Source organism: Metabacillus sp. B2-18, from assembly GCF_021117275.1.
In the GTDB taxonomy this organism is placed as follows: Bacteria; Bacillota; Bacilli; order Bacillales; family Bacillaceae; genus Metabacillus.
In genome coordinates this window covers 2,730,149-2,742,957 of record NZ_CP088245.1, presented here as the reverse complement: position 1 = coordinate 2,742,957, position 12,809 = coordinate 2,730,149, and the positions used below count along the sequence as shown (strand labels likewise).

Sequence of the window (12,809 nt, the reverse complement as noted above, 5' to 3'; positions counted from 1 at the left end):
GAATACAGTAAGCCTCTATATTTTGATGTAGAGGCTTTTTCTCATTGAAAGTAAACATATGGGACAATTTCTGATACATAAGATGTTAGTAATGAAATGGAAAGATACTGGCAGCTACGGCTAAGGAGGAACAGTATGACGAATTTGTACCCTTCTATGCGGTTGAAGGTGAAAAGGGATACGTTTTTTCTCCCTGAAGCTAACAGCGGTGTATATTTTCGGAATAATGTAAGTTCGTTTCGTATGGAAGGCAGTATGATCGATAAATGGGTTGAAAAACTATTACCAATGTTCAATGGTGAACACACATTAGAGAGTTTAACAAACGGATTACAAGGACCGTATCGAGATCGAGTGTACGAAATCGCGGAAACATTGTATCAAAATGGATTTGTAAAAGATGTGAGTCAGGACCAGCCGTATTCATTGTCTGAACAGGTTCTAAAAAAGCATGCTTCACAAATTGAATTTATCGACAGTTTTGTAGATTCTGCCGCGTTCCGATTTCAGAGATATCGCCAGGCAAAAGCATTGGCAATTGGCTCGGGAGAAATGTTTGTTTCATTGGTTTCAGCTTTACTAGATTCCGGGTTACCCAAGTTTCGAACACTCATCACAGATCGAAATCAGACGAATATTCAGCGGCTTCAGGAACTCGTGGCACATGCCCGAATTTCAGATTCTGAGGTAGCCGTGGGGGAGATTTCACTAAGTTCTTGGAAGGAAATTGTGGAACCATTTGATTATATTTTGTACGTGTCACAAGAGGGAAATGTAGAAGAGCTAAAGCTCCTACATAACATTTGTAGAGAAGAAAACAAGGTGTTTATTCCGGCTTTATGTTTACAACAGGTAGGAATTGCGGGGCCTTTTGTTTTACCAAATTCAGATCATTGCTTTGAATCTGCATGGAGAAGGATACATCGATCTCAGCTTTTCAAAGAAAATCACATTTCAAACTTTTCCTACACGGCTGGAGCTATGCTTTCTAATTTGATTGTCTTTGAATTGTTTAAAAACATTACCGGTGTAACGGAACGAGAACAGAATAATCAAATCTTTTTACTGAATTTAGAAACGATGGAAGGTAACTGGAATACTTTTCTTCCTCATCCATTTGTGACTGGACATACAGGTGCTAAACTTGTAGACGATGATGAGGCGCGAATTCAAGGAGATATGCAAAGACAAGAAATGGGTAAATTACTACTTTTTTTCAATAAGTTAACATCAAAATCAACTGGTATTTTTCAAGTTTGGGATGAAGGTGATTTGGTTCAACTTCCGTTAGCTCAGTGCCGAGTCTTACCCACCGACCCATTGTCTGTTGGACCTGCTGAGGTATTAAAAAGTATGATTTGTTCTGGACTAACACATGAGGAGGCTAGGAGGGAAGCGGGTTTAGCTGGTCTAGAAGCATATGGGAATCGATTATCTACCGTGCTTGATCTGCCAAAAGAAGTTTCTGTAGGAGCAGGTGAAACATATACAGAAAGTGTATGTCGCGGGTTACAAAGTTATTTAGTACAGAAGATGAAGAGAAATCACTCAAACGATATGATTTCTCTATCTCGAGTCAAGTTAAAGAAAGTTGAAGATGAAAGGTGTAGGTATTATTTACAATCATTATCAACAATACAGGGTGAACCCATTATTGGAGTAGGAGAGGAAGTAACTGGATTCCCTATTGTATGGATTGGGACGAAAAATGGATGGTATGGAAGTGTAGATCTCAATATAACCTTGGCGTTAAGAAAAGCATTGCAACAGGCTCTTTTTAACCTGCAAAATCAAGAAGATCCTTTAACATCAAAAGGCTTAGTCGCATCATCGGTATTATTTGATGAAAAAACACCTCAACAGATAAATATCCCTGATTTTGATAATCAAAAACATTCTGAGCTATTGCAATCGGCTAAGGAACGATTGAATCAGAACAAAAAGCAACTTACCATCTATGAACTTGAAGCAGAACCAATTTTAAAAGAAGGCTTAGCGGGGTTATTTGGAGTTGTCGTTCGAGAGGAGGGATGAAGGTGTGTGCTGATTTGTTAGTTGTTGGAGAGGGCTTGTTAGCTGACATTTTTTGTACAGAACTTTCTTCAGAATATCTGATAATTCGTCAAACTCAAGTTGATACAGTTGTACCAGAATCAATTGATTTGGCTCTGGTCTTACAAGATGAATGGAACCCATCTATTCATCAAAACGCAGAAGACGTTTTTCGAGCAAGCAATACCCCGTGGCTTCGAGGCTTTGTATCATTTGGTGAAGGCATTATAGGACCTTTGGTTCAACCTGGAATTCCTGGTTGCTCAGAGTGCGCAGATCTACGACGTGTTTTAACAGGAAATCATCGTCAAGAGATGTGGCGCATGCAAAAAGAATTAGAGAGTTCTGGCAAAACACAAAACTCATCCTGGACTTCACGGACAGGGTTCATACAGATGATTCATCTCCTTAAATCCGAGATTCAAAGGTTCATAAAAGAGAAACAGCTTTATTCAGAGAAGAGGCTTGGTATAGTCAACCTCAAAACATTGAAGAGTTCATGGCATTCCTTCTTGCCTGTTCCTCAATGTACGGTATGTAGTTCCATACCTGACGATTCACCGGGTTTAGCCCGAATTTCTCTTCAGAAAAGTCCGAAAGTAAGTATGGAAAGTTACCGAACTCGTTCATTAGATGATCTGAAAAGCGTGTTAGACAAAGACTATCTTGATTCTCGAACAGGACTTCTTAATGATAAAATGTATAATCTTATTCCTCCATTTGCCGACGTAAGTGTAAATTTACCTTTGTTTGAGGGAGATGAGGGAACAGCCGGTCGTACAAATTCATACGCAGCAAGTGAATTAACTGCGATCTTAGAAGGATTGGAACGATACTGTGGGCTTGAGCCCCGTGGCAAACGAACAGTAGTATTTGATAGCTATGAAAATTTGAAAGAGCAAGCCTTAAACCCTCAATTGGTGGGTGAACATGAAAAAGATCAGTATCAACGTTCGGGCTTTCCCTTTGAAAAATTTGATCCTGAAAGTCCAATGAAATGGGTATGGGGCTATTCATTTTTACAAGAGCGACCGATTCTAGTTCCAGAGTTACTTGCCTATTATAGTTTGGGGTGTGGTTCACGAGGATTTGTCTATGAAACCTCCAACGGATGTGCATTAGGAGGTAGTTTAGAAGAGGCTATTTTTTACGGCATTATGGAAGTGGTCGAGCGCGATTCGTTTCTTATGACCTGGTATGCACAATTGTCTTTGACTCGTCTAGATCCTTACTCTACTGAAGATGAAGAACTAGTGTTGATGATTGACAGAATGAGAGCAGTTGGTGGATATGATTTGTATTTATATAACTCAACAATGGAACACGGAATCCCAAGCATTGTCGCACTGGCAAAAAGCAGAAAGCAAAAAGGATTGAATCTTATCTGTGCAGCAGGGGCTCATTTAGATCCGGTGCGGGCTGTGAAAACTGCTGTTCATGAGTTGGCTGGCATGATGTTGACCCTTGATGAGAAATTCGAGGCAAACAAAGAGGGATATATGCGTATGTTACACGATTCTTCTTTAGTTCAACAGATGGATGACCATGGCATGTTATATGGTTTAGCAGAAGCAGAAGAGCGCCTACATTTTTTACTTAACAATAACCAACCAGCTAATACGTTTAACGAGGAATTCAAGTGGAGGTCAAGCCATGCTGACCTTACCGATGATCTTCAAGATATTCTTCAAGCGATAAAAAGCGCAAACATGGACGTTATTGTAATCGATCAAACAACACCGGAAATTAAGCGAAACGGTTTACATTGTGTAAAAGTGTTGATTCCTGGAATGCTTCCGATGACATTTGGACATCATTTAAAGCGCATATCAGGGTTAGAGAGAATATTACGTGTCCCTATGGAACTGGGGTATACAACAGAACCTCTGACACGTGAAAAGCTTAATCCACTTCCACACCCGTTTCCATAAGAAGGGAGGCTGGAAGGGTGATTCTTGATGAGTTTCTGCATAACTTACATTTTGACATTGATAAAGCAAGCATTCCGAACTGGGAAGTGGATTGGGAAGATGGTCCACTTGCTTACAAGCTTTACTATCACTTACCCGAAATCCCACTATCTTTGGATATACCCCTAACTCTTGAAGCTCAGGAAGTGCCTGTAAAACCAGATCTTCGGAAAATCGGTCATTTTCTTTGGTATGTTTATGGAATTACTCAATTTAGTCAGTCTGTTGCACCGATGATTTCTACCAAGAAAGAGCTAGAAGTCATGCAATCATATAGAAGGTTTGCTCCTTCAGGTGGAGCATTGTATCCAAACGAATTATACGTATATTTAAAAATTGACGATGTGCCTGATGGCCTTTACCATTTTGATGTCTCACATCACCGTTTAGTATTACTACGTGAAGGTAATTTTGATAATTATCTTACTCGTTCACTTGGAAGTCGATGTGATCTTACATCTTGCTTTGGGACTGTTTTTATATCAACGATGTTTTGGAAAAACTTTTTTAAGTACAATAATTTTTCTTACAGGCTACAGGGGTTAGATGCAGGTGTTCTGATGGGGCAGTTAATAGAAGTAGCAAAACGTTTTGGATTTGCATCAGGTGTTTATTATCAATATCTTGATCGTGCAATTAACCATCTGCTTGGTTTTAAGGAACAAGAAGAAAGCATATATTCAGTCATCCCACTAACAGTAGAACCAGCCATGTGGTCAGGAAACCGTCATAGCGAGAATGTTTTAACTAATGATTTAATACGAGAAATAAGGCCAATTCAGACGAAGCAATACGTTCGTACAAAGAATATAAAAGAATTTCCAATGTTAATAAAAATGAATGAAGCTTCTATGCTTCATTCTACACCTTTTCGCTGGTTCGAGAAAAAGGAGAGAAGAAATGAAGAGGGTAAGGTGGTCTCCTTACCCCTAGTTAATCGGCTTTCGTACGATTTTATGTCTACATGTCAAAAGCGATTTTCCCCTGACATGGATTTTCAATTGAAAAAAATAAGTAAACAAGAACTTGCTTCTCTTCTATATGAGGCAACAGCATCTTTCCGTTATCGAAATGACTTAGAGAAAGAACATTCAGATGATTCACGTGTCTCTATTTACGTCTGTTTGTATAATATTGAAGGAATCCCTGATGGAGCTTATTTTTATGACAATATTGAGCATTCATTATACCTGGTGAATGCAGGAGATCATAGGCTCCTACTACAATCTGGGTTGTCATTAGATAATGTTAATTTACTACAAGTACCGATCACCCTGCATGTTGTTGGTGATAATGATCACTATAAAGATTCACTTGGTTACAGAGGCTATCGAATTCAACAAATGGAAACGGGGATGCTTGTCCAAAAATTGCTTTTGGCAGCATCTGCGCTTGAAATGGGCGGGCATCCGCTCCTCGGTTTCAACGTGAACGTAACAGATCATATTTACAACTTAGACCCACTTGGAAAAACAAGCTTAATACAAATTCCAATAGGTCCTTATCGACAACGGCCCTGGCTAATGGGAAGACTTTACACTTAATAGAAGTCAGATAAGAGTACAGAAGAATATAGGAAAGCTAAAATTGAAACGTTCCTTACATGATAAGGAACGTTTTTAATATATAGGTAAACACAATCATTTTATCTACTAACTTATAATAGTTGCAAAGTATTTAGAAAAGTCATGATGATTTTTTGACACTAGGTCTATATATACCTTCCTTCTCCAAAATAGAAAGGGCGATCTTCGCTGCATCCCTTCCTCCTGCGTCTTTTTCTCCTTCTATATGAACGGCAAAGAAAAATGTATTATCCGCTGTCTCTACATATCCAATAAACCAACCATTAACATTTTCTCCGTTTACATCTGCAGTTCCCGTTTTTCCTGATAATCGAAGTTCATTTGAATCTTCTAGAAGTAACGAGTCTTTGACAGTCTGTATGTTCGATTGATCAAAAGAGAATTCATTATTATAAAATCTTTTCAACATATCGATCTGCTCAACAGGGGAGATTTTTAAGTGACCATCCATCCAATAATTAGCTATGTCACTTGATATATCTTTGCTTCCATAGCCAATTTGTTCGTAGTAAGTTTGCAACTTCTTTTTACCAAGCTGCTGATCAAGATGTTGAAAATACCATGTTGTTGAATTCTTCATTGCGGTAAATAAGTCTTGGTCTTGATTCCACTTATCATATTTGTGGAGAGTTCCGTCCCAGGTCATTCTAGAACTTTCTTTTGTAATAATCTCGTTTTCTAATGCAAACAATGCACTAAATATTTTATAAGTGGAATTGGGAGCATACCTAGTTGTGCTTTCATCTTCATTATAAATCATGTACCGATCCATCTTAGTGTTGTATAGTACGGCACTTCCTGTAAGATTATGAAAAAGAGTCTGATAATCTTTGTACACCACATTTTGTTCTGAAAAAGAATGTTGATCTTTGTTAAAGGCTAATACCGATATAGAAGGAATACTGCTTAAGATGATAGCAAGAACAGCCATAAAGATTAGTGAACTTTTTATTTTTTGCTGTTTTGATTCTACTTGGAAATTTACAATTGTCACAATACGCCGTTTTACTTGTTTATACGAGCTACTAATTTCTGAAGTAGTAATCAAAGGTAGGGTTTGTTTTGCTTGAGAAGCAAATTTTAAAATAACCTCTCCATATTTAAGTTGAGATTCCTCATCCAGCTTTTTTAAAACAGCATAATCACAAGTAATCTCCATCTCTGTTTTCATGTTACTTAAAAAATACCAAACGAGTGGATTAAACCAATAAACGATTCTAGACAGACCCAGGAAATAATTAATTAGTATATCTTTACGTTTACAATGGACCAACTCATGAAGCAAAACACACCTCATATCGTCATAACTAAGCATGGGTTGATCTTGTGGTAGAACAATGATTGGTTTCATAAGCCCAAAGGTAATAGGGGACTTTACCAAAGATGAATATCCTAAAACGACTCCTTTTTGATAGTCTATTTCTTCTTTACATGTTGTAAGAAGGATTGATAATTCACCGTGGTCAACTACTTTTAGACTTTTTTTGACCCTATAGATTCTAAGATTACTAATTAGTGTAGCCAAAAGCATAATAATCATTCCTGCTAGCCACACGTAAAACAAGATAAAATCCAGAATTCGATAAGGTGATTGTTCAATTGAAGTAGGAAAATCTTGTTGCCAATTTCCATTCTGAAACATGGTTTCTGTCATGTTAGCCGGAGATTGGGTGTTTGTTAATGTTGAAGAACTAATTCCAAAGTGTATTAAATCATTCATCCCTAGAAAATGAGTGGGAATAAAAGGAGCAATCAATACCAAAAGAGAGATCATACTTAAATGATATTGTGTACTAACAGTTATTTGCTTCTTTAATCCTTTTTTTATACCAATAATCGTACAAAAAATGACAGATAAAATGATGTTACTAATAAAGAAGAGAGTGAAGAAAGAATTGTCCATATTAATGTTTCCTTTTGTTCTTGCGATCTTCTAATATTCGATGCAATTCATTAATTTCATTCTCAGACAGCTTATCTTTTTCTAAGAAATTTAATACCATTGAATTTAAAGTACCATTATAAAAGCGATTTAAGAAACTATGACTTTCAACTTCTACATAATCACTTTCCTCTACATTTGCTGTATAAACAAATATACGGCCTTCTTTATGATTTTTTAGTGCTCCTTTTTTAATCAACCTTAACAACATTGTTTGGATTGTTTTAGGACTCCAATCACTTGTTTTTGATAATTTTTCAATCACTTCATTCGTATTAATGGCAGGGTATTTCCATATTATTTTCATTACTTCTAATTCAGCATCTGAAATTTGCGGTATTTTTTTCATACAAACCACCTTTTAAACTTACAGTTGTAATATTTTTATTATATTCTGCCTATATGACGAAGTCAATGAAGCAACAAAAAGGATTGACACTAAATATTACATGTGTAATATTTAGCTTATTCATTCAAAAAAATTCGAAAGGAGATCATGTTTTGACAGTTAAAATTGAACAACGCAGGGTACAAAAAAATAGACTTTTAAGGGTTAACATACTCTTTTTTATCGTATTTTTATTTTTTGTGGCTCTAATTATTAGACTTGGTTATGTTCAGATTGTTTACGGTGAAGAATATAAAAAAGAAGTAAATAAAACGGTGGATATGGTCGTTAGTACTCCGGTTCCTAGAGGTAAAATATATGACCGAAATGAAAGGGTCATTGTAGATAATGTGCTAGTCAAAGCAATTACGTATACGAGGATGAAGGGAACAACTCCTAAAGAAATGGTAGAAACAGCAAAGGTGCTTTCGAAAATGATTGATATAGATGAAGAGAATATGAAAGAGAGAGATTTAAAGGATTATTGGATTGTCACTAGACCTGATCAGGCAAGAAATAAGATTAAAAAAGATGAATTACTAGATGAAACGTTAACTGATAAAGATCGGTATAATCGACAAATTGAACGAATTAACTCTCAAGATTTAAAGGGAATTTCCAAGGAAGAGCTTAAAGTTGCGGCAATATTTACTAACATGAATAGTGGCTATGCTCTAACTCCACAAGTTATTAAAAGAAATGTGACTGACGAAGAGTTTGCAATCATAGGAGAGCATTTAGCCGATTTGCCGAATGTTGATCTTTCATCTGATTGGGACCGCCTTTATCCACACGAACATATTTTTCGTTCAGTTTTAGGCAATGTATCATCATCATCAGAAGGATTACCAAACTCTAACTTAGAATACTATTTATCTAGAGGATATAACCGAAATGATCGAGTTGGAAAAAGTCAGCTCGAATTATTTTATGAAGAAATCCTAAAAGGTCAAAAAGCAAAGATAAAACATATAACAGATCAAAATGGAAACCTATTGGAAACAGAGAAAATCTCAGAAGGCCAACGTGGGAGAGATCTCGTCCTATCGATTGATTTTGAGCTGCAGAAGCTAGTAGAACAAGTGATTCAAGATGAACTTAGCAGAGCAAAGGGAAGAAACAGATTCTTAGATCGTGCCTTTGTCGTCATGATGAACCCTAACACAGGGGAAGTACTGTCTATGGCTGGTAAGCAGCTTGTTCGCGAAAACGGGAAAAACATGTTTCGGGACTATGCATTGGGAACAATTAATTCTCAGTTTGAAATGGGTTCAGTAGTAAAAGGTGCAACGATATTAGCTGGTTTAGAATCGGGCGCCATTATATCTGATACAATTTTTAGTGATGAAAAATTAAATTTAAAAGGGACACCATTGAAAGGATCACATTCAACATCATTAGGTACAAATGGAATTGAAGGAGCATTAAAAAAGTCATCAAATGTATATATGTTTAAAACGGTCATTGGAATGATGGGGAAGGAATACCAATCAGGGATGTCACTACCTAAAAAACCTGAGGCAGTACAAGAATTTAGAAATGTTTTTAGTCAGTTCGGTTTAGGTGTGAAAACCGGAGTTGATCTTCCTAATGAATCAAATGGGTTAATAGGGAAAGAAGCATATACAAAACCCGGTTTATTCCTTGACCTTTCTATCGGACAGTATGATAACTATACAACGATGCAATTAGCACAGTATATTTCAACTATTGCAAATGGTGGTTATAGATTGAAGCCGCAATTAGTAAAAACGATTCATACACCTTCAAGTACTAATGAGATAGGACCGGTGTTTCAAGCATTTCAACCAGAAGTATTGAATAAAATCACAATGGAAGATAAATATTTACGTCAGGTGCAAGAAGGATTTAGACAAGTGTACCAAAGTCCCGGTGGAACTGCTTATAAATATTTTGGTGGAGATCGTAGATACAATGAATCTCAAGCAGCAGGAAAAACAGGGACAGCTCAGTCTTTTTATCAAGACCCAAACACGAAAAAAACATACGCAACTTACAATTTAACACTAATCGGTTATGCTCCTTTTCACAATCCAGAAGTAGCGTTCTCAATTGCTGTTCCATATTTAGATAGTGATACTGACCCGGTTAATAAGTATATAGGACAAAAAATTTTAAAAGCATATTTTGATTTAAAGGTAGATTAAGTTTTAAAGCGAATACTATTAGCAAAAGAGCAAACTAGATGATTCACCCTTAAAACTTACAATTGTAATAATTAATTGAAGGAGTGGTGATAATAATTATGGACGAATTAACTTAAAACTCGTACATAAATCATGCATTAAAAACTTACGAGTGTAATAGTAATAATCGTATTGCTAATTTTTAGGAGGATATATTATGAACAAGAATAATCTACTAATTCCGTTGTTTATAATGATAACTTTTTGTTTATTGATAATATCAGGATGCTCAAACAGTAAAAAACAAGAAGAAACGTTTGAACAGTTTTCAAATCTATTATCAAATCAAAAACATGATCAGTTATATGATTTATTATCAACTGAATCAAAAAGAACAATAACAAAGGAAGAGTTTGTTGAAAAATATACAAATATATATTCTGGTATTGAAGCTGAAGATATAAGGGTGAATAGAATAGAGAAAGAGCATGAGGAAAACGTGATTCCGTTCTCTATAAACATGATCACTGCAGCTGGAAAAGTAAGTTCATCCTCTTATCAGTTACCGTTAGTAAAAGAAGAGAAGGAATGGAAGATTACTTGGGATGAAAGCTTGATTTTTCCCACGATGAAACCAGGAGATAAGATTAAAGTTCGGACGATTAAATCAACAAGGGGAAGTATTCTTGATCGGAATGGATATCCACTTGCTAAAGATGGAGAAATCAAAACAGTTGGAATCAATCCAGAGGTTTTTGATAAAAGCAATCGAGAAGGGAAAATAAAAGAGCTTGCAACAATTTTAGACATAAATGAAGAAAGAATCATAAAAAAATTAGAACAAAATAAAAATCCAAAATATTTCGTTCCAATTGTAGACATGATGCCTGATAATGAAATATTAACAAAATTACAAGATAAAGGTGCTAATGGTATTTTTATAAACAATAAAACGTCAAGAGCCTATATCAATCATAAAGCCTTTGGACGTCTACTTGGATACGTTGGAAGTATTACGGCTGAGGAACTGGAAAAGAACAAAGAAAAAGGTTATAGTACGACTTCACTTATCGGAAAAGCCGGCCTTGAGCAAGTATATGAAGATACTTTAAGGGGACTTGATGGAGTAGAGATTTATATAGTAAGAGATCAAGAAAAGGTAGAAACAATTGCAAGTAAAGAACCACAGCATGGGCAGGATATTAAGTTAACAATTGACTCAAATTTACAAAGTATCATCTATGATGAAATGAATGAAGAAAAAGGTTCAGCAGCTGCTGTTCATCCAAAAACCGGGGAAGTTCTTGCTTTAGTAAGCTCGCCTTCTTATAACTCAAATCGCTATACAACATATGTAACAAAGGAAGAACAACAAACTCGTGAAGAAAGTGATTTTGCTGATGAAGTGAATCGTTTTAGTAAACTCTATTCACCCGGATCTGTTTTTAAATTAGTGACTGCTTCTGCTGGACTTGAAAAAGGAACAATTGATCCGGAGAAGCAAATTTCGATCAACGGCCGTTCCTGGCAAAAAGATTCTTCCTGGGGGAACTATAGTATAACGAGAGTAAATAATCAATCATCTGTAAACTTAAAAGATGCAGTAAAATATTCAGATAATATTTATTTTGCGATGAGTGCTCTTGAGTTAGGTAGCGATGAATTTATTGCTGGTGCAAAAAGATTTGGTATTGGAGAGCCATTAGAAATGGGTTATCCATTAGGAGATAGTCTAGTATCAAATAGTGAAAGCATTAAAAGCGACATCCTGCTTGCTGATTCAGGATACGGCCAAGGAGAAGTATTGGTTACAACATTAAATATGGCCCTTGCTTATAGTGCATTATCCAACGATGGAAATATTATGGCTCCATCATTGATTCAAGAAGACAATCAGAGCATAAAAATTTGGAAAGAATCAGCTATAGCTTCTGCCCATCTATCTACTTTGCAACGTGCATTTACTGCTGTTATCAATGAAGAGGGGGGAACAGCTAATGATGCAAAAATATCAGGAGTTACTTTAGCTGGAAAAACAGGAACCGCTGAAATAAAAGCATCTCAAGTTGATGAAAATGGAACGGAAAACGGCTGGTTTATCGCAACAGATTTAGAAACTGCTAAAATCTCTCTTGCAGTTGTTTTTGAGGATGTAAAAGAGAAGGGCGGCAGTCATGCAACCTTACCAATTATTAAAAACACCTTATCAGATTATTTAAAATGAAGTGATAGAAACTTAAGAAATCAATCAAAAAATTCACTTATAGAAGAAAGTTACACTTGAGTAGCCTACTTCATCGGCGATTTCAGGGATTGGTAAATTGGAGTTTACGAGCATCAAACCTGCTTTGCTTATTTTTTGAAGCTGCAGGAGATCTTTAAATGATTTCGAACATTATCGAGATGTTTTAGAAACTTGCCATGCGCATGGATTAACTCCAATTGTAGCTCTTCATCATTTTTCTTCACCACAGTGGAGACAGTCTGCAGCAACATTATGTGGTGCAGATCCAAGTCAATATTTTATCTTTCATATGATTTCTGATGAAGAATCGATCAGGCTTATGAAAGAAGCACATAAACAATCACGGGCGGTTATTAAAAAAATCCAGCCAAATGTAAAAGTGGGATTTTCGATGGCACTCCCCTTTATACTATCAATAAAATCGTAAAAAGATAAAGGTATAATGGTACTCTTGTAGAGTCATTGTACCTTTATTTGTT

Annotated in this window: 7 protein-coding genes; 5 read left to right on the top strand and 2 right to left on the bottom strand. The window is 36.1% G+C overall.

The annotated features are described in order from the left end of the window. Nucleotides 1-135: 135 nt before the first annotated feature. From LPC09_RS13765 to LPC09_RS13755, 3 genes are read left to right on the top strand one after another with little or no spacing between them, the layout of a single operon-like run. A complete protein-coding gene (locus LPC09_RS13765; protein ID WP_098799597.1) occupies nucleotides 136-2,034 on the top strand; it encodes a putative thiazole-containing bacteriocin maturation protein in 1,899 nt (632 codons plus the stop codon). Nucleotides 2,035-2,036: 2 nt separating this feature from the next. Then, nucleotides 2,037-3,983, top strand: coding sequence for a TOMM precursor leader peptide-binding protein (locus LPC09_RS13760; protein WP_442919987.1), 1,947 nt, complete (start codon nucleotides 2,037-2,039; stop codon nucleotides 3,981-3,983). 17 nt (nucleotides 3,984-4,000) lie between these two features. After that, the gene (locus tag LPC09_RS13755; protein WP_231307577.1) at nucleotides 4,001-5,566 is read left to right on the top strand and encodes a SagB family peptide dehydrogenase; all 1,566 of its coding nucleotides are present in this window, start codon (nucleotides 4,001-4,003) and stop codon (nucleotides 5,564-5,566) included. 142 nt (nucleotides 5,567-5,708) lie between these two features. Here the strand turns inward: LPC09_RS13755 and LPC09_RS13750 are convergent, their stop codons facing one another. Both LPC09_RS13750 and LPC09_RS13745 read right to left on the bottom strand, forming a co-directional pair. After that, complete coding sequence (locus tag LPC09_RS13750) at nucleotides 5,709-7,511, bottom strand: BlaR1 family beta-lactam sensor/signal transducer (protein WP_231307576.1); 1,803 nt, start codon at nucleotides 7,509-7,511, stop codon at nucleotides 5,709-5,711. Nucleotide 7,512: 1 nt separating this feature from the next. Then, nucleotides 7,513-7,899, bottom strand: coding sequence for a BlaI/MecI/CopY family transcriptional regulator (locus LPC09_RS13745; protein WP_098799601.1), 387 nt, complete (start codon nucleotides 7,897-7,899; stop codon nucleotides 7,513-7,515). Between the two features lie 152 nt (nucleotides 7,900-8,051). On the opposite strand from LPC09_RS13745, the gene LPC09_RS13740 reads away from it, so the two are divergent. Both LPC09_RS13740 and LPC09_RS13735 read left to right on the top strand, forming a co-directional pair. Continuing rightward, a complete protein-coding gene (locus tag LPC09_RS13740) occupies nucleotides 8,052-10,106 on the top strand; it encodes a peptidoglycan D,D-transpeptidase FtsI family protein (protein ID WP_231307575.1) in 2,055 nt (684 codons plus the stop codon). A gap of 196 nt (nucleotides 10,107-10,302) precedes the next feature. Continuing rightward, nucleotides 10,303-12,309 carry a penicillin-binding transpeptidase domain-containing protein gene (locus tag LPC09_RS13735; RefSeq protein WP_231307574.1) on the top strand — a complete coding sequence of 669 codons (2,007 nt, stop codon included), beginning with the start codon at nucleotides 10,303-10,305 and terminating at the stop codon, nucleotides 12,307-12,309. Nucleotides 12,310-12,809: the final 500 nt, after the last annotated feature.

Bases quoted from the DNA above. Each gene is read 5' to 3' on its own strand.
- LPC09_RS13750 (WP_231307576.1), bottom strand. From the start codon at position 7,511: ATGGACAATTCTTTCTTCACTCTCTTCTTTATTAGTAACATCATTTTA.
- LPC09_RS13735 (WP_231307574.1), top strand. From the start codon at position 10,303: ATGAACAAGAATAATCTACTAATTCCGTTGTTTATAATGATAACTTTT.
- LPC09_RS13745 (WP_098799601.1), bottom strand. From the start codon at position 7,899: ATGAAAAAAATACCGCAAATTTCAGATGCTGAATTAGAAGTAATGAAA.
- LPC09_RS13765 (WP_098799597.1), top strand. From the start codon at position 136: ATGACGAATTTGTACCCTTCTATGCGGTTGAAGGTGAAAAGGGATACG.